Source organism: Beijerinckia indica subsp. indica ATCC 9039, from assembly GCF_000019845.1.
Lineage (GTDB): Bacteria > Pseudomonadota > Alphaproteobacteria > Rhizobiales > Beijerinckiaceae > Beijerinckia > Beijerinckia indica.
In genome coordinates, this window is sequence record NC_010581.1 from 891,740 (window position 1) to 908,891 (window position 17,152).

Annotated in this window: 16 protein-coding genes; 11 read left to right on the forward strand and 5 right to left on the reverse strand. The window is 57.8% G+C overall.

What is annotated here, in order from left to right; all coding sequences use genetic code 11:
• The first annotated feature begins 9 nt into the window (after positions 1-9).
• From BIND_RS04065 to BIND_RS04075, 3 genes are all read left to right on the forward strand, one after another.
• On the forward strand, positions 10-849 hold the full coding sequence (locus tag BIND_RS04065) for a phage Gp37/Gp68 family protein (RefSeq protein ID WP_012383806.1): 840 nt from the start codon (positions 10-12) through the stop codon (positions 847-849).
• Positions 850-942: 93 nt separating this feature from the next.
• Complete coding sequence (locus tag BIND_RS04070) at positions 943-1,287, forward strand: hypothetical protein (protein ID WP_012383807.1); 345 nt, start codon at positions 943-945, stop codon at positions 1,285-1,287.
• Between the two features lie 12 nt (positions 1,288-1,299).
• Complete coding sequence (locus tag BIND_RS04075) at positions 1,300-2,178, forward strand: Clp1/GlmU family protein (protein ID WP_148210548.1); 879 nt, start codon at positions 1,300-1,302, stop codon at positions 2,176-2,178.
• On the opposite strand, the gene BIND_RS04080 is transcribed toward BIND_RS04075, so the two are convergent.
• Positions 2,166-2,750, reverse strand: coding sequence for a nucleoside 2-deoxyribosyltransferase (locus BIND_RS04080; RefSeq protein ID WP_012383809.1), 585 nt, complete (start codon positions 2,748-2,750; stop codon positions 2,166-2,168). The two genes, BIND_RS04075 and BIND_RS04080, sit on opposite strands and share 13 nt — an antisense overlap.
• 79 nt (positions 2,751-2,829) lie before the next feature.
• Here BIND_RS04080 and BIND_RS04085 point away from each other — a divergent pair, with 79 nt between their 5' ends.
• The 4 genes from BIND_RS04085 to BIND_RS04100 all read left to right on the forward strand — a co-directional run bounded on the left by BIND_RS04085 (position 2,830) and on the right by BIND_RS04100 (position 6,775).
• Complete coding sequence (locus BIND_RS04085; protein WP_012383810.1) at positions 2,830-3,699, forward strand: aldose epimerase family protein; 870 nt, start codon at positions 2,830-2,832, stop codon at positions 3,697-3,699.
• A gap of 49 nt (positions 3,700-3,748) precedes the next feature.
• Complete coding sequence (locus BIND_RS04090) at positions 3,749-4,027, forward strand: GNAT family N-acetyltransferase (protein WP_012383811.1); 279 nt, start codon at positions 3,749-3,751, stop codon at positions 4,025-4,027.
• A gap of 142 nt (positions 4,028-4,169) precedes the next feature.
• Positions 4,170-5,126, forward strand: a complete 957-nt coding sequence (locus tag BIND_RS04095; RefSeq protein ID WP_050764101.1) for a bifunctional 5,10-methylenetetrahydrofolate dehydrogenase/5,10-methenyltetrahydrofolate cyclohydrolase — start codon at positions 4,170-4,172, stop codon at positions 5,124-5,126.
• 125 nt (positions 5,127-5,251) lie between these two features.
• A complete protein-coding gene (locus BIND_RS04100) occupies positions 5,252-6,775 on the forward strand; it encodes an LPS biosynthesis protein (protein WP_012383813.1) in 1,524 nt (507 codons plus the stop codon).
• A 113-nt stretch (positions 6,776-6,888) separates the two neighbouring features.
• On the opposite strand, the gene BIND_RS04105 is transcribed toward BIND_RS04100, so the two are convergent.
• Positions 6,889-7,101, reverse strand: a complete 213-nt coding sequence (locus BIND_RS04105; protein ID WP_012383814.1) for a DUF2842 domain-containing protein — start codon at positions 7,099-7,101, stop codon at positions 6,889-6,891.
• A gap of 170 nt (positions 7,102-7,271) precedes the next feature.
• On the opposite strand from BIND_RS04105, the gene BIND_RS04110 reads away from it, so the two are divergent.
• The 4 genes from BIND_RS04110 (at position 7,272) to BIND_RS04125 (ending at position 13,642) form a co-directional block, all read left to right on the forward strand.
• Entirely contained in the window at positions 7,272-8,351 is a 1,080-nt protein-coding gene (locus BIND_RS04110) for a COX15/CtaA family protein (protein ID WP_012383815.1), read from the forward strand.
• A 219-nt stretch (positions 8,352-8,570) separates the two neighbouring features.
• The gene (locus BIND_RS04115; RefSeq protein ID WP_244395957.1) at positions 8,571-9,698 is read left to right on the forward strand and encodes an HlyD family secretion protein; all 1,128 of its coding nucleotides are present in this window, start codon (positions 8,571-8,573) and stop codon (positions 9,696-9,698) included.
• On the forward strand, positions 9,655-12,453 hold the full coding sequence (gene rbbA, locus BIND_RS04120) for a ribosome-associated ATPase/putative transporter RbbA (protein ID WP_012383817.1): 2,799 nt from the start codon (positions 9,655-9,657) through the stop codon (positions 12,451-12,453). The genes BIND_RS04115 and rbbA overlap by 44 nt, the downstream gene beginning before the upstream one ends.
• 61 nt (positions 12,454-12,514) lie before the next feature.
• Positions 12,515-13,642, forward strand: a complete 1,128-nt coding sequence (locus tag BIND_RS04125) for an ABC transporter permease (RefSeq protein WP_012383818.1) — start codon at positions 12,515-12,517, stop codon at positions 13,640-13,642.
• A gap of 90 nt (positions 13,643-13,732) precedes the next feature.
• Here BIND_RS04125 and BIND_RS04130 read toward each other — a convergent pair whose 3' ends face one another.
• The 3 genes from BIND_RS04130 to BIND_RS04140 form a co-directional block, all read right to left on the reverse strand.
• The gene (locus BIND_RS04130) at positions 13,733-15,016 is read right to left on the reverse strand and encodes an O-acetylhomoserine aminocarboxypropyltransferase (protein WP_012383819.1); all 1,284 of its coding nucleotides are present in this window, start codon (positions 15,014-15,016) and stop codon (positions 13,733-13,735) included.
• A 32-nt stretch (positions 15,017-15,048) separates the two neighbouring features.
• The gene (bioD, locus tag BIND_RS04135; RefSeq protein WP_012383820.1) at positions 15,049-15,738 is read right to left on the reverse strand and encodes a dethiobiotin synthase; all 690 of its coding nucleotides are present in this window, start codon (positions 15,736-15,738) and stop codon (positions 15,049-15,051) included.
• Positions 15,739-15,966: 228 nt separating this feature from the next.
• Positions 15,967-17,127, reverse strand: a complete 1,161-nt coding sequence (locus tag BIND_RS04140; protein ID WP_012383821.1) for an aminotransferase class I/II-fold pyridoxal phosphate-dependent enzyme — start codon at positions 17,125-17,127, stop codon at positions 15,967-15,969.
• Positions 17,128-17,152: the final 25 nt, after the last annotated feature.

The window sequence follows — 17,152 nt, forward strand, 5'->3', positions numbered from 1 at the left end:
CGATCGCCTATGCCTATTCTCGATATCCGCCACGCCGACAAGGTCTGGGACCCGCTTGCCGGCTGTACCCGGAAAAGCGCCGCCTGCCGCCATTGCTATGCAGAGCTTTTGACGAGCGAGGCGGCCAAGGCGGGGGAGGAATGGGCACAAGGATTTGCGGAGGCGGGCGCTTGGACAGGCAAGGTGGATCTGCGCCCTGAACGGCTCCTTCTGCCGCTCGAATGGGAGGAGCCGGCGCGGATTCTCGTCAATGCTTTGTCGGATCTGTTCCATGAATCCCTGGACAATGCGACGATCGACAAGATCTTCGCGGTCATGGCGCTTGCGCCCCGCCACACCTTTCAGGTGTTGACCAAGCGCCCCAAAACCATGCAGCCCTATATCAAGGATCCCGCAACTCCGGCGCGGATCGAGGCGGCCATGGCCGAGCTTTCTCAAGACGCGCCGAAGATTGGGGCTTGGCCGCTGCCGAATGTCTGGCTTGGCGTCACGGCGGAAAATCAGAAGGAGGCGGATCGGCGGATTCCTCTTCTGCTTGAAACCCCGGCCGCCCTGCGGTTTGCCGCAGCCGAACCCTTGCTGGAAAAGATCGATTTGAAATCAGGTGTTTGGCTGAAAGAAGGGGGCGGTGGGCTCGACTGGGTGTTAGCCGGCGGTGAAACCGGAAGCGAGGCGCAGAAATGCCAGCCCGATTGGGCGCGAGCCGTGCGGGATCAATGCGCCGCCAATGGGACGGCCTTTTTCTGGACGCAATGGGGCGAGCATGTTCCCGCGCAGGAAAGCGCCAGTCCGGTCGGGCAAACGCTCGACGGTGTGACGCATGAGGCTTATCCCGTGAACCGCTCTTGAAATCCTGATCATTTCGGGTTTTCTTGGACATGCAGCCTGGTCACGAACACAATGTCCTTTTTTGGGTCGTGATCGGGGCAAGGGAAGAGGCCAATGGCGGTGCCGAGAACGGTCAGCGAACATCTCGCCGACCTCAAAAGCCAGATTAAAAGCGTTGATCTGGCCGATCATGTCTCCTTTATCGTCGCGGCGCGGCATTGCGCCGAGACTTTTCGCCGTTACATGGCGGTTAACGGCACGCAAAGTCTCGCGATCGACAATCTTGTGTCCAAATGTTCGATCCTGGTCGAGGCCCTGAAGGCCAAGCCCCCTGAATCGCAAGAGGCTCTTCGCCGGTTGCGTCGGGATGCCCTTGATGCGGCGGACACCCTCACCGGCTATCTCTCCGATGCCGAGCCGGCGCATGAGGCGCGCATTCTTCCTCTCGTCCGGCGATAAAAGCGTCCTTCGGTGGCAGACGGTTTGGTTCCCCTTTCGGATTGTCCCGCCGATTGGCGGGCGCTGCTTGAACTCCTGCCGAGGCTCAGCTGGCAAAAGCTGATGGTCATCGGCGGGCCGGATCGCGGCAAGGCGCTGTTTTGCCGTCTTTTGCTTGATCGCCTTGAAGAATCGAGGATCGCATCCTTCCTTCTCGATGCCGATATCAGCCAGAATCTCATGCCGCCACCGGCTTGTGTCACTTTGGGAAGAGAGCAGGGACACTGGGAGACCCGCGCCTTTCGTTTCGTCGGCGGTGTCGATCCTGTGCCAAGGCTTGCGGCGATCACCGCGGCCTGCGCTGAATTGGCGCAAGACGTGCCGGGACGCCTCGTCATCAAAACCTCAGGCCTCGTCAATCCGGCTGGCCGCCAGCTCAAACGCTTGAAATTCTCGGCGCTCGACCCCGATTGCGTCGTCGCCCTTGTGAAGCCTGATGATGCGCTGGAACCGATCCTTGCCATGGCAGACCCTTCGCGCTTGCATCTTTTGCCTGCCTGGCCGGACCTGCTGCCCCGTAACGCGGCGGCGCGTGCCCTGGCGCGGCTAACGGCCTTTCAGCGCCTCCTCACTGGGGCAAAGGTCAGGGTTTTTCAGGGGCAAGGGTTCGAGTTGCTTGAAACGGAGGTCCTTGAGCCTGACGTGACCTATCTCTGCGGCCTCGCTGATCAAAGCGGCAAGGATCTCGGCCTTGGCCTGCTTCTTAGCTGCGACCGCCCGGCTGGAACGGCGCATGTGCTGACGGCTTTCAAGGGGGAGGGCGTCACACGGCTTCGGATCGGCATGCAGGCGCCCGAGGAATTACAGGATTATGATCCGGCAAGACCTTTCCTGACCGGTCACGACGCCTGAAGCACAGCCGCTGCCATGCGCAAACATTGTTCGAAGCCCGTCAGGTCTTCATAAAGCTGGTCCTGCGGCGCGTCGACAACGACAAGCGGATGATTTTGCAGGGCAAGGCAGGCATCGATCATCAGATTATCCGCATTGCCGAAATCTTCGACCATCAAGCCCGTGGAATCGCGCAAATATCCGCTTTGTTCGTCGAACGTGACGTGATCGAATCGCGCGACTCTGGCGGCGAGGTCCGCTGCGACATTGGTGTAGCCAAAGACCGGTTTGCCACGGCCCGCCATATACCCCAGTTCGAAGACCGAGCCCACATCCGCGCCGGGACCGCGAAAGGGCGTCAGATTGACGATGACCGCATCGGCTCGTTCCATCATGGCGAGATTGGCCTTGTAGATGGCCTGATCGATTCGAGTACCGGTCGGCAGTCCGATGATGTCATTGTCGAGGGGGAACAGGCCCTCGAAGCCATGCGCTAAGCACAGCCTCTGCTTGCGGCGGCCGATCTCGGCCGCATTGACGAGAAACACTTCGGGGCCGGCTAAATAAAGAGTGGGTCGTTGGGCTACGTTCATAAGGAAATTGTAAAACCTCTGCACTCAATGTGTCTTCGAAGCAAAGCTTTCGCGGTCAAAACAGGGTTCGTCGAGGCTCATGAGCGGGACCTTTACTTTATACAATGGCAGTGCCGAGATCCGCGTCGATCGGCGCGGTGCCGAAATTCTTCTCTGGAAGATCGGCGGGCGCGATCTTCTGTGGCGTAAAGATCCAGCGATCTGGAATGCGACCGCACCGATTCTCTTCCCCGTGGTCGGCTGGACGCGTCATGGCGAGATCCGGGTCGATGACCGGTCCTATCCGCTCGGCTTACATGGGTTCGCCAGTACACGCGATTTCACACTCATAAACCGCAAAGCGGATGAGGCCTGGTTGAGCCTTGCGGCGGATGAGACGACGAAAGCCCTTTATCCGTTCGATTTCGTCCTGACGGTCCACTATGCCGTGCACCCGCAGAGCGTCGTTGTGACGCTCCTCGTGGAAAACAAGGATGATCGCCCCATGCCCTATGCCTGCGGCCTGCATCCGGGTTTTGCCTGGCGGCATCAAGGCGAGGGGGCCTGGATCGAATTCGATGCTTGCGAGGATCCATCCGTGCCGCTGATCTCCGAGCACGGCTTGTTCCTGCCGGAAACGCGGCCGATTCCCCTGCAAGGCCAAAGGCTCGATTTGTCGGCGGATCTTTTGACGCAGGAAGCTTTGTGCTTCTTGAACCTCCACGGCCGGGGCCTCACCTTCCATCAAGGTGCTGGCGCTGCGCTGCGTGTTGATCTGGATCATTTCCCCCATCTGGCGCTCTGGGCGCGGCCACCAGCGCCTTTCCTGTCGATCGAAGCCTGGACCGGACATGGCGATCCCGCCGATTTCGAGGGTGACCTCTATGCCAAGCCTTCAATGCTCGTGCTGGCGCCAGGTGCTACCGGGCGTCACGCGGTAACTTGGACATTTTGCCGCGAAACCGTCTGAACCTGTTTTGCGTTGGCTCTGCAGACATTTGAAAAAGGGAGGATATCGGATGCATGAAGTCGTCGATAACATTGCTCGTCATCGCTTCGAAATGAAAGTCGGCGAAGATGTCGCTTTCATTACTTATGAACAAGACAACGGCCGTTTGATCCTGCTGCATACGGAAGTGCCGCCAAGCCTGGGCGGACGCGGCATAGGCTCAGCCATGGCCCAAGCCATTCTCGAAGACGCGCGCCGCAATGGCCGGCCGATTGTCGCCTGCTGCGAATTCGTCGCCTCCTATGTCAAACGCCATCCGGAATATGCGGAAGTGACCAAATGTAACTAAATCCTTCGTCCCGAAGGACTGAGGCATCGGACCCAAAGGGGATATCCCTTTCCGGTTCGATGCTCTAGAAACGCCGCATCTTTTCCATTCTCCCGCGCGGAGGATGGATGTTTGGATACGGCCGGAGGCGGGACGCATGGGAATGGAGACGAAAACCGGGGTTTTGGACGAGACTGGAATTCTACGCCCTTCCACTGGCAGCGCTCTCCTGATCGATGGCAAACGCGCATCCGAGCGGATGTTGGCCTCCATCGCCGAAAAAGCCCAAATCCTTATCAATGGCGGCATCAAGCCGGGACTCGCCGTCATTCTGGTCGGGGAGGATCCAGCGAGCCAGGTCTATGTCAAATCGAAGGGCCATACGGCCGTGGCCTGCGGCTTCCATTCGGTGCAGCATGATCTGCCGGTCTCGACCACCGAGGAGGAAATTCTCGACCTTATCGCAAGGCTCAACGCTGATCCGACGATTCATGGCATTTTGATGCAATTGCCCTTGCCGGGCGGCGCCGATCCCACAAGGATCATCGAATCGATCGCGCCCTCCAAGGATGTCGATGGGCTGCATCCGCTCAATGCCGGACTTTTGGCAGTCGGGAATTTTCACCGCGCACTCATTCCCTGCACGCCGGCTGGATGTGTGCATCTGCTTGATCAGACAGCGGCGGAGCTCGGCGTTGATCTGGCCGGGGCGGAAGCGGTTGTCGTCGGCCGATCCAATCTCGTCGGGAAGCCGATCGCTCAATTGCTGCTTGCCCGCAATGCGACCGTGACCCTGGCGCATTCGAAAAGCCGGGATTTGCCCGCTATCATCAGCCGCGCCGATCTTCTCGTCGCCGCGGTCGGGCGGCCGGAAATGATCCGTGGGAACTGGATCAAGCCCGGTGCCATCGTCCTTGATGTCGGCATTAATCGCCTGCCGGCTGAGGGATTAACCGCTTCCGGCAAGCCAAAGAGCCGGCTCGTCGGCGATGTCGCGCGCGAGGAGGCGTTGACACGCGCGGCCGCTATCACGCCCGTGCCGGGTGGCGTCGGCCCCATGACGATTGCCATGTTGATGGCCAATACATTGCGCGCGGCTGAAGCTTACGCTGGTCTATAGAGGCGACTTGCGAGGATAGTCGCTTTTTGGCCACAGGGTTTTATGAAATGTCGTTTATTTTATCTTTGTTAACCTTGCGGCAACCTTAAACCTTTTTGATAGCGTCACCCGAATTCGAGGTGGCGATGAGCAAGCGGTTCGATTGGGACGCGCGAAACAATAATGGCCGCGACGCCAATGGCTTGGAACTGGATTTCCATGCCTTGTGGCAGGCTGTCTTGCGCCAGAAATGGCGGCTGGTCACGCCGGCTTTGGTCGTTCTTGCCGTACTCGGCTTGTGGCTGGCCTTGGTGCCGCCCCGCTATACAGCGGTGGCGCGGGTTGCCGGGGTGGCGCCGGAGAATGGGCTCGAAAGCCCGTTGGACGGGGTGACATTGGCGCGCGCCTCCTCACAGGACGCGCCGCAGTCCGTTTTGGAGCCGAAGGCTCTGAAAAATCAACTCCTTTTGCTTTCCTCCGAGGATTTCGCCCGCCGCGCCCTTTCGGAATTGCGCGACAGCGGGGATCTGCCGACGAGCGTTGAGCTTGCCGATCTGGAAAATGGCGCCGTCTCTGCCAGGACAGGGCAGGCTTTACGGCCGCTGTTACGACGGATCGGTTTCCAGGCCGCTGCGGAATCCGCCCCCGACAGCCTTCTCCTTGACTGGCTGCGTCGCGGGCTGGCGATCAAGGTGCGTGAAGGAACGAGCGATCTTTCCATCACTTTCGAGGCCGAGGATGCCGGGCTTGCGGCCAAGGTCGCCAATAAATATGCCGAGCTCTATCTCGACCTGCAGCCCTCCGCGAATAGCGTCGCGGCGGCTGTGGCAGCGCGGCAGTCCGCTTTCCCGCATCACCCTTCCGTGCTGGTGCTGGGTCCTCTGGCGACTTTGATGATCGGTTTCGCGGCCCTCTTTGCCAGGGAATATCGGGCAGGACGCTTGGCGCCGGCGAGCGCCGCCATGCTCCAGCAGCCGCGCGCCCTTGGCGAAATCAAATTATTCGCGCGTTTCGATGAAAGACCTTCGGCCGAAGGGCCGGGTGGCCTTTATCCTCTCCCATCACCGCAGGCAAATGAGATGGCGGATGCGGCCGAGATTGCCGTGCGCATTCGCAAAAGCCGGCGGGATGACCTTGCGACCCACATCGTCGTGACGGGAGTCAATCTCGCTGGCAAAAGTGCGCGGCCGATGATCGGCCTTGGCCGCCAATTGGCCCAGGAAGGCCGCACAATTCTCGTCGATCTCGACGGCGCCTGGCAGGGGGAAAATCCCGCCTCCGACAAGGTTGAGGAAAAGCCAGGCCTTGCGGAAGTGCTGGACGGGCAGGCCTCCTTCGCCGAAGCCATTCGGCGCGATCCGGCCTCGCGCCTGCATATTCTGCTCGCTGAGCCGGACCGGTCTTTCGACCTGCGCGCCTTCGATGTCGTGTTCGAGGCCTTGTCGCAAACCTATGATTTTGTCCTGGTCACCGCGCCGCCGCTGGATCAAAGCCCGCTCGCCAGCAGACTCACCGCCAAGGCGAATCTCGTGATTCTGGCGACGCTCGCGCAGCATGAGCGCCTGATTGAATCCGCCCATGCGGATTTGCGGCAAAATACGGGCTGTGAAGTGCTCGTCATCGGGGTCGGCGGCAGGCTCATGCCGCGCCTCGTTGAAAATGCAGCATGAAATCTAGAGCATCAGCCCCAAAAGTGGCTCCCACTTTTGGGGCTGATGCGTTTTCAAAAAGATAGAGCATTGGGCAGGGTTCAATTTGAAAGTCCGATGCTCTAGCGTTTCGATCAGTTCGCGTCGGACCGCTCCATCCAAGCGATCAGCGGCATGACCGGAAAGATCCAGGCGAGGCCGAGCAGGGCATAAGCGATTCCCTGAACGATTCCCGGTGCTTCCTGGAAAATACGTGCCTGCGCGAGCGCCATGGCGACCAACGCATAGACAATGACGAAACTCAGCATGAGAACGGCGCCGATGAATTTCCGGGTACGGCGGCGCATGGGAACTCTCAAGCTGTTGGCGGGAAGAAGGATGCGGCCGCTATAGCCGAAACCGCGCCGGAGCAAAAGCCGGTTTGCCTTTCCTGGCACTGCGGCTTTTCGGAACGTTGCGCGCGGGCGCGCATCTGAGTCATAAGGCTTATCCCGTTTTCATCCCGAAATGAGACTCTATGAGCGCTCTCGACACCGCACCAGCGGGCAGCCTGGCAGAAACGCACGCCCAGCGCGGGACACGCGCCGTCGCTTTTTGGCTCTGGTCGCTCGCTGTCCTCGTCTTTCTCATGGTGGTGCTCGGCGGCGCGACACGCTTGACCGAATCCGGCCTTTCCATCACCGAGTGGAAACCGATCAGCGGCGCGCTCCCGCCGCTGTCGGCGGAAGCTTGGCAGGCCGAATTCGAGAATTACAAACGCATTCCGCAATATGCGGCGCTCTTCCCGGATATGGATCTGGCGGGATTCAAGTTCATCTTCTTCTTCGAGTGGAGCCACCGGTTGCTCGGTCGGCTCATCGGCGTGGCAACAGCCCTGCCGTTACTTTTCTTCTGGCTGCGTGGCCGATTGCCCGAAGGGTATAGACTGAAGCTTTTGGGCCTTCTGGCCCTTGGAGGCCTGCAAGGATTCGTCGGTTGGTGGATGGTGAAATCCGGCCTTTCGGATCGTGTCGAGGTGGCGCAGGAAAGGCTCGCCATTCACTTGATTTTGGCCTCGCTCACCTTTTGCTTCATTGTCTGGCTCGCGGCATCGTTGCGTAAGCGCCCAAGGGAGATCAGCCCGTCCAAGGCCTCGGGTCTTGCTTGGGGCGCAGGCCTTATTCTTCTTGCCATTCTGGTGCAGATCGGCCTTGGCGCCCTTGTCGCGGGTCTGCGCGCCGGACGAGCCTATAATACATGGCCGCTGATCGAGGGGAATTTCCTGCCGCCGGTCGAGAGCCTGACCCTTTTGACGCCTCTCTGGCGCAATTTTGTGGATAATCTCCTGACGGTCCAGTTCCAGCATCGGATGGTGGCTTATCTGGTTCTGGGACTGACCCTGCTTCAAGTTTTTTGGACATCGGGAACACTGGGGTCCGGGCGGGCGACAAAACGGGCGATCGCGCTTCTTGGGCTCGTGCTCGCGCAAGTGATCTTGGGTATTCTAACCCTCGTCCTCGTCGTGCCGCTTTGGGCCGGGTTGCTCCATCAGGCCTTTGCCATGTTGGTGCTCGGCATGGCCGTCGCCCATCTTCAGGCTTTGTCGCAAGGGCGATGACGTTCTGCAGACGTTGACTCCTCGCCGCCCCGTTTCCGCTGCTCTGCGAGTATGCTACGCTACTCAACACGCGCTCTTGACGCACCGTTTCTCGATTATATCTTCCGCGAAGAGAGTATACGCTAGGCTCTGGGGCTGATAGCCTTCGGCTCACAATGACGATGGCTTGGCTTGTTCCATCGGCGGACCGAATGATCTTCTGCTGCGGGAAACGAAACGGTGACGGAAGAGACATCGACCACGCCGAAAGTCGACACTGCTGTCGGTGCCGTCACCCCTGAGCAGAAGGGGATGTTGACGGTTACCGCCGCGCCTGCGTTGCCCGTCGAGATTGAGACCCAACGTCCCGCTCCTGGCAAAAGCTGGTGGCGACGAAGCCTGACCGTCCTTTTGCTCTTGCTTGGGATCGGCTCCGCAATCGGCGGCTGGTATTGGTGGCATCAGCCTCGAAACATCGTCCCGGCTGGGATCGTCTGGGGCAATGGCCGTATCGATGCCAGGGAAATCGATATCGACACCAAATTTGCCGGCCGGGTTTATGAACTTCTCGTCGATGAAGGCGATATGGTGACGGAGGGGCAGGTCGTCGCCCGTATGGATACACGTGATCTTCAGGCTCAGCTCGGACGCGAGGAGGCGCTCGTGCGCCAAAATGAGCATGCTATCGCGGAAGCCGAAGCGAATGTCGCCCAATTGAAGACGCAACAGGCCCTTGCGCAAATGGAACTCGATCGGACGAGTGCCTTATTCAAACGGGGCTATGCTACGCGGGAACTCTATGATCAGCGTTTTCAAGCCTTGAATGGAGCCAATGAGACTTTGAAAGCGGCGCAAGCTCGTGTCGTTGAAGCCCATCACGCCTATGATGCGGCGAAACACAATGTTGAACTGGACCAGGTCAATATCAACGACAATACGCTCGTTGCTCCCCGTGCCGGACGTATCCAGTACCGTATTTCCAGCCTCGGTGAGATTCTTCCCGCTGGAGGCAAGATCTTCAGCATGATCGATATCTCAGATGTTTACATGGATATCTATCTCCCAACGCTTGAAGCTGGCCGTGTCAAGATCGGCAATGACGCCCGCATCGTGCTTGATGCCTATCCCGAGCACCCAATCAGATCCAAGGTGACGTTCCTCGCTACACAGGCCCAGTTCACGCCGAAAGCTGTTGAAACGAAAAGCGAGCGCGACAAGCTGATGTTTCGCGTCAAGGTTCGGATTGATCCCGACATTTTAAAAAAATACGCCGATTCAGTCCGAACCGGCTTACCAGGGAATGCCTATGTCCGCATCGACCCGAATGTCGAATGGCCTTCCTGGCTGCAAAGCCGATCCGCCAACTAAATGGGATGAATCTTTTGTCGTAAGCGTCAGAGAGGTGAGTCTCCGCTACGGTAACAAACTCGCCCTTGATGATGTTTCCCTTGCCATTCCCTCGGGCAAAAGAATTGCGGTCATCGGGCCTGATGGTGTCGGGAAATCGTCCCTCCTGAGCCTGATCGCGGGCAGCCGGCGCATCCAGACGGGAAATGTGGATGTGTTCGATGGCGATATGCGAAAGATCCGCCATCGAACAGAGGTTTGTTCGCGCATAGCCTACATGCCTCAAGGCTTGGGAAAGAATCTCTATCCTGATTTGAGCGTCAGCGAAAACATTGCCTTTTTTGCCCGGTTGTTCGATCTGGGGAAATCCGAACGTGAGCAACGCATTGAAGAATTGACCGAGAGCACTGGCTTAAGTGCCTTCAAAGATCGCCCGGCCCGAAAACTTTCAGGCGGCATGCGGCAAAAGCTCGGTCTGTGTTGCGCGCTCGTCCATCATCCGACTTTGCTCATTCTCGACGAGCCAACAACAGGCGTCGACCCCTTATCACGCCGGCAATTCTGGGAACTCATCGACAGAATCCGGCAACAGCAACCGAATATGACCGTGCTGGTCGCAACCGCCTATATGGAGGAAGCCGAGCATTTCGATGGGCTTGTCGTCATGCATGAAGGCAAAATCATTGCGACAGGCACCGTGCAGCAGCTCAAGGAGCAAACGGGCGCTGCGAGCCTGGAAGCCGTCTTCACGGCCTTGGTCCCAACCGCTCGATCGACAAAGGGCACAACTTTCGTCATCCCCCCGCGTCCGTCCTCCGAGACGGAAATAGTCATCGCCGCCCGTAATCTGACTTGCCGCTTTGGCGATTTCACAGCCGTCGAGAATGTCAATTTCACGATCGAACGCGGTGAAATCTTCGGCTTTTTGGGTTCAAATGGCTGCGGCAAAACGACAACCATGAAAATGCTCACGGGTTTGCTGCCGGCAACGTCGGGAGAAGCCCTTCTCTTTGGCCAGGCGATCGAAGCCGGTGGAATGAGTGCGCGCGCGCGTGTTGGCTATATGTCGCAATCATTCTCGCTTTATGCAGAGCTTACGGTCCAACAAAACCTCGACCTCCATGCCCGCCTCTTTGGTCTACCGCCAGCGCGAGCTCGGGAGCGGATCGACACGCTTCTCAGTCAATTTGGCCTGACGCCCTATCTCGATCATATGGCCTCGGAACTGCCTCTGGGCATTCGCCAGCGTCTTTCGCTCGCCGTCGCTGTCGTTCACCAGCCGGAAATGCTGATCCTGGACGAGCCGACCTCAGGTGTCGATCCGATTGCGCGCGACCAGTTCTGGGAGCTTCTCATCGATCTATCCCGCAATCAGGGCGTCACGATTTTCATCTCTACACATCTCATGAATGAAGCGGCCCGCTGCGACAGAATTGCACTCATGGATGCGGGGCACGTTCTTGCCACTGGGACACCAGCGGAATTGGTCAAGGCCCGTCACGCCGCAAATCTCGAGGATGCTTTCATTTCCTATTTGGAAGAAGCCCTGGCTACGCATACGAAACCGCGCGAGCAAGCCCTTGCGGTGAGGACGAAGACAGGCTCCGTGAATGCGTATAAGGATCAGCCTCCGGCGAAACCCGGTTCCTGGTTCAGTCCGCGCCGTCTGTTCGCTTATACGATTCGTGAAGCACTCGAACTCCTGCGCGATCCGATCCGGCTGGGATTTGCATTGATCGGTACGGCCTTTTTAATGTTGGTCATGGGAGCGGGCATCTCCACCGATGTCAATAATCTCACCTTCGCTGTTCTTGATCATGACAAAACACCAGAAAGCCTTGCCTATCTCGAGGAACTTCGTGGATCACGCTATTTCCAGGAAAAGCGCCCTATAGGCAATTACACGGAGCTTGAACGCCGTCTCACCAGCGCGGATATACGCGCCGCTATCGAGATCCCGCCAGGTTTTGGCCGAGACATCAAGAAAGGGGTCCCGACATCGGTCGGTGCCTGGATCGATGGATCCATGCCGTTTCGAGCGGAAACCATCCGTGGCTATTTACAGGCGATGCATCAGCAATATCTCGCCGATCTTGCGATGCAGGAAGGTCATTCGGCGATCCAGGCTGAACCCGCCAAGATCGAGACACGGTGGGTCTATAATCAGGATTTCTACAGTATTTACGCGATGGTGCCTGGCACGCTTGCGTTTCTGCTCATTCTGATTCCAGCCATTCTCATGGCGCTGGCCGTCGTCCGTGAGAAAGAACTTGGGTCGATTATCAATCTTTATGTCACCCCGGTCACGCGGGTCGAGTTTTTACTCGGCAAACAGCTTCCTTATATCGCTCTTGCGATGATGAGCTTCGTGCTTCTCTTCCTGATGGCGACCGTTGTTTTCGCCGTTCCGGTCAAGGGAAGCTTGCCAACGCTCCTCATCGGCACCCTGCTTTATGTCTTCACGACGACTGGCTATGGCATGCTGATATCCTCTTTCGCGAGCAGCCAGATCGCGGCATTATTTGGAACGGCCATTCTTTCGTTTCTGCCTGCATTTCAATTTTCCGGCATGATGACCCCTGTCTCCTCATTGGGAGGCTCGGCGGCTTTCATGGGACGGATATTCCCGATGACTTATTTTCTTCCGATCAGCGTTGGTGTCTTCACCAAGGGGCTTGGGTTTTATGATCTTGCCGGAAATCTCTTGGTTTTGATGCTCTTCGCCGTAGCCTTGGTGCTTTTGAGCCTGTGTTTCCTGCGTGGCCAGGAAAAGTGACTCTCTCTGTTGTTTCAAGAAGAGATCGGAATAAGAGCTTTGCCTGAGAAGGTTACAGCCGATGCGCTCATTAGCCAATATATTCTGGCTCGGAACCAAGGAACTGCGGAGTTTCTTTCAAGATTACGTTCTTGTCGGGCTAGTCATCTGGGCTTTTTCTTTAGCGGTTTATGCACAAGCCCAAAGCCGATCGCAAGAACTCTATAATGCAGCGATCGCGATCATTGACGAAGACGATTCCCAGCTTTCGCATTTTATCAGGGAGGGCTTTATTCTCCCCCCTTATTTCAAACGGCCACAAACGATCGCCCTGAGTGATGTCAATCGCCTCATGGATAATGGACGTTATACATTTATTCTGGATATTCCGCTGCATTTTGAGCGCGATATCCTCGCTGGGCGGCAACCCTCCATACAGGTCAATGTTGATGCGACGGTGATGGTTCAGGCGGGTATCGGCGCAGGATACATCCAGCAAATTCTTATGAATCAGATCAATGACTTTCTCTCCCATTCGGAAATATCGCCGCCATCTTCCGTCTCACTCGATGTGCGCGTTGCCTTCAATCCGAATGTCACAACGTCTTGGTTCACGAGTGTGATGGGTATCATCAATAATGTCACGATGCTGGCAATCATCCTCTCAGGGGCCGCCGTCATTCGTGAGCGGGAGCATGGAACCATGGAGCATCTGCTCGTCATGCCCGTGACACCCTTCGAAATTGCCATGTCGAAGGTTTGGGCAAACGGGCTTGTGATCACGCTTGCGGTTGGTCTTTCACTCGCTGTGATCGTCCGCGGTCTGTTAGGGATTCCGGTTGCCGGATCAGTGCCGCTCTTTTTGGGAGGCGTGGTGATCTATTTGTTTTTCGCCACGGCTGTCGGCATTTTCCTCGCGACCATCGCCCGCACAATGCCCCAACTCGGCTTGCTCTATCTTCTCGTCGCAATCCCGATGAATATTCTCTCAGGCAGCATGACCCCTCTGGAAAGCATGCCCTGGCTGCTTCAAATGATCATGCGTTTTTCACCTTCGACCTATTTCGTATCCTATGCTCAGGCGATCCTTTACCGGGGCGCAGGGCTTGAGGTCGTGTGGCAAGAGTTTTTGGCCGTTGCGCTCATGGGAGGGCTTTTTTTCAGTCTCGCTTTGCTGCGATTTCGTCGTGTTTCAGCTCTGTCGACTTAGAGCATCAGTCCCAAAAGTGGCTTCCACTTTTGGATTGATAGGGCCGCATCGGACCGCCACAGGATCTATCTGGCGGTCCGATAATCTCCATTAGGCCGCGAGTGCTTGATCGAGATCGGCGATAATATCGCGCACATCCTCAATGCCGATTGAGACTCGGACCACTTCCGGCCCCGCACCGGCGGCGATTTTTTGCGCGTCTGTCAATTGCCGATGCGTGGTCGAGGCCGGATGGATGACTAGCGAGCGTGTATCCCCGACATTGGCGAGAAGCGAAAAGAGCTTGAGGCTTGAGACTGTTTTCAAGGCCGCGTCATAGCCGCCATGGACGCCAAAGGTGAAGACGGCTCCCGCTCCCAGAGGGGAATATTTGCGTGCGAGTTCGTAATAGCGGTCTCCCGGGAGGCCGGCATAGCTCACCCAATCGACCTTATGATGCTGGGCGAGATGGGTCGCGACGATCAGCGCGTTGTCGCTATGGCGCTGCATGCGCAACGGCAGGGTCTCGATGCCGTTCAGGAGCAAAAAGGCGTTGAAGGGCGAAAGTGCGGGGCCAAGATCACGCAGGCCGAGCGCGCGCGCTGCCAAGGCAAAAGCAATATTGCCAAAGGTCTCGGCGATGACGAGGCCGCCATATTCCGCATGTGGGGCTGAAAGCATTGGATAGCGGGGATCACGCCAATCGAATGTTCCGCCATCGACGATAAGGCCACCCATGGAATTGCCTTGACCACCGAGAAATTTCGTCGCCGAATGAACGATAATATCGGCACCATGCTCAAAGGGGCGGACGAGATAGGGAGAGGCCAAAGTATTATCGACGACGAGCGGAATCTTGTGCGTCTTGGCGATATTCGCGATGGCTTCGAGATCGGTGATTGTGCCGCCCGGATTGGCGATCGATTCGACGAAAATGGCCTTGGTTTGCGGCGTCACCGCTGCTGCAAAAGCTTTGAGATCGTCTGTATCGGCGAAAGTGACGCCCCAGCCGAAATTCTTGAAGGCATGCGAGAGCTGGTTGATCGAGCCGCCGTAGAGTTTGGTCGCGGCGAGAATCGTTTCCCCCGGCTGTAGCAAAGTATGGAAAACGAGAAGTTGCGCAGCATGGCCGGAGGCGACCGCAAGCGCTGCCGTGCCGCCTTCAAGCGCGGCAATGCGTTCCTCAAGCACCGCATTGGTCGGATTGGTGATGCGGGAATAAATATTGCCGAATTCCTGCAATCCGAAACGCGCCGCGGCTTGATCGGCATTCTCGAAGACGAAGGATGTCGTCTGATAAATGGGCGTCACGCGCGCGCCGGTCGTCGGATCGGGCGCGGCGCCAGCATGGACAGCGAGGGTGGAAAAACCAGGAGGCAAGGATTCCGCGGGCATTGGAGAAAACTCCTCGACTTGGAAACAGGAAATCAAGAGCCGGTGATGAGTGAGGCGAGATGGATAAAATCGGCGTCCGTCACTGTTTGCGGGACCTGCCGACGCAGTGTGATGATTGGGATTTTTGCGAAGGATCGTAACGTCGACAGCGTATCTTCAAGGGGAACGGAAGACGGCAGCGTCTCGCTGATGACGAGCGCGAGAAGGGTGAGGCCGCGCCGTTCCAGAACGTCGAGCGCGGAGAGAATATGGCTGATCGCGCCGAGATAGCTGCCGGCGACCAGCACCAGCGGATGGCCCAAAGCCACCATCCAGTCGAGAACGGTATGGCGCTCATCGAGCGGCACCATAATGCCGCCGACGCCTTCGATCAGCAGGACCTCTGAAGGCTCACTCTTTGTCTCAGCGGAGCGGCAAAAGGCGATGACCTTCTCGAAATCAAGCACGCGCCCCTCGGCCCGTGCGGCCATGTCGGGCGAAAGCGGCGCGTGGAAACGGAAAGGGGAAATGACGTCGATCGCGGGAAGCGTGGCGTGCCCGCCCGCGGCCTCGATCAGCACCGCAGGATCGCTGCCGGTCGGGTTTTCCGGGTCAAAACCGCTGACGACCGGTTTCAAGGCAGTGACGCCGCGCCCCTGCATGCGCAAGGTGCGGACCAGGCCGGCCGTGACGAAGGTCTTGCCGAGATCCGTGCCGGTGCTGGTGATGAAACAAGCGCTCATGCAAATGCCATCCGCTTGGCGATGATGACGTATCGCCGCTTATTTGGAAACAAGGTCGAAGGAACGAAAGGATAGGGAGAATTCATGGGCAGGGCGTGAGGAAGATAGGTACATCATGCTCTTTCTTTAAATTCTATCAAGTTTATTGATTAAAATCGGGATCGTTTTCTTCTATCGGAAGAAAAAGCGAAAAGCCTCGGGAGCCCGAGGCTTTTCGCGTGTTTTGGTTTATCTCGCTTTTGCCGGCATCAAGGGTGCGACCACATCCGCGAGATGCAGGATGTCTTCAGCCGCATGTCCAGCGGTAAAGGCAAAGCGAAGCCGGGCCGTCCCTTCCGGCACGGTCGGCGGTCGGATTGGTGTCACCAGAAACCCCTGTGTGAAGAGAGTCTGCGCGGCACTCATCACGGCCTCGACCGTGCCGAGGATAATGGGCACGATGGGGCTTTGCGCGGGGGATAAACCGAGGCGGGTGGTGAAGAGCCGCGCATTGGCCAGCGGTTTTTTGACGAGATCAGAATCGCTTTCAATGAGATCGAGCGCCGCCAATGCGCTGGCTGCGAGCGCTGGTGGCAGGCCAGTCGAATAGACGACAGTGCGCGCCCGCGTCTTCATGAGGTCGATCACCGGTTTCGAGGCGCAGAGATAGCCGCCATAGCCACCGATCGCCTTGGACAAAGTCCCCATTTGCAAAGGGATCACGGGTGCGGGATCAAAAGCATGCCGGGAGCCGCGTCCTTGGCCGATGACGCCGAGACCATGGGCATCATCAGCCATCAGCCAACAATCGTGATGCGTGCAAATCTCCGCCAAAGCGGGCAGGGGAGCGAGATCACCATCCATGGAAAAAACGCCATCAGTCAGGAGAAGTGCGTGGCGATAATGAGCCCGGTTAGTGGCGAGGAGGGATTCGACTTCCGCAATATCATTATGGCGGAAGATACGGACCGTTGCGGGTGAAAGCTGTGTGCCGGCGAACAGACAGGCATGGGCGAGTTCATCGATCAGGATAAGATCATCCTTGCCCACAAGGGTTGGGATGATGCCCGTATTGGCGAGATAACCGGCGCCGAAGATGCAAGCCGCCTCGGATCCCTTGAGCGCGGCGAGCCGCGCCTCGAGTTTTTCGAGGAGAGGATGATTGCCGGTCACGAGCCGCGAGGCGCCGGCGCCAACACCATAGGTTTCGATGGCCCGAATGGCCGCTGCCTTGAGGGCGGGATGATGGGTGAGATTAAGATAATCGTTGCAGGAGAAGGAGAGAAGCTTTTGTCCATCCACGCTGATCCATAGGCCGTCCTCGCGCCAATTCTCGCGGAGGGTCCGGCGCAGGCCGCGCTCTTCGAGATCGGCCAGTTTGGCGGCGGCAAAAGCATCGAGAGAGTTCATGGGCCTGCCTGAAACAGAAGGAAAA

Bases quoted from the DNA above. Each gene is read 5' to 3' on its own strand.
- bioD (WP_012383820.1), bottom strand. From the start codon at position 15,738: ATGAGCGCTTGTTTCATCACCAGCACCGGCACGGATCTCGGCAAGACC.
- BIND_RS04095 (WP_050764101.1), top strand. From the start codon at position 4,170: ATGGAGACGAAAACCGGGGTTTTGGACGAGACTGGAATTCTACGCCCT.
- BIND_RS04110 (WP_012383815.1), top strand. From the start codon at position 7,272: ATGAGCGCTCTCGACACCGCACCAGCGGGCAGCCTGGCAGAAACGCAC.
- BIND_RS04080 (WP_012383809.1), bottom strand. From the start codon at position 2,750: ATGAACGTAGCCCAACGACCCACTCTTTATTTAGCCGGCCCCGAAGTG.
- BIND_RS04130 (WP_012383819.1), bottom strand. From the start codon at position 15,016: ATGCCCGCGGAATCCTTGCCTCCTGGTTTTTCCACCCTCGCTGTCCAT.
- BIND_RS04125 (WP_012383818.1), top strand. From the start codon at position 12,515: ATGCGCTCATTAGCCAATATATTCTGGCTCGGAACCAAGGAACTGCGG.
- BIND_RS04085 (WP_012383810.1), top strand. From the start codon at position 2,830: ATGAGCGGGACCTTTACTTTATACAATGGCAGTGCCGAGATCCGCGTC.
- BIND_RS04070 (WP_012383807.1), top strand. From the start codon at position 943: ATGGCGGTGCCGAGAACGGTCAGCGAACATCTCGCCGACCTCAAAAGC.
- BIND_RS04090 (WP_012383811.1), top strand. From the start codon at position 3,749: ATGCATGAAGTCGTCGATAACATTGCTCGTCATCGCTTCGAAATGAAA.
- BIND_RS04140 (WP_012383821.1), bottom strand. From the start codon at position 17,127: ATGAACTCTCTCGATGCTTTTGCCGCCGCCAAACTGGCCGATCTCGAA.
- BIND_RS04065 (WP_012383806.1), top strand. From the start codon at position 10: ATGCCTATTCTCGATATCCGCCACGCCGACAAGGTCTGGGACCCGCTT.
- BIND_RS04105 (WP_012383814.1), bottom strand. From the start codon at position 7,101: ATGCGCCGCCGTACCCGGAAATTCATCGGCGCCGTTCTCATGCTGAGT.
- rbbA (WP_012383817.1), top strand. From the start codon at position 9,655: ATGTCGAATGGCCTTCCTGGCTGCAAAGCCGATCCGCCAACTAAATGG.
- BIND_RS04100 (WP_012383813.1), top strand. From the start codon at position 5,252: ATGAGCAAGCGGTTCGATTGGGACGCGCGAAACAATAATGGCCGCGAC.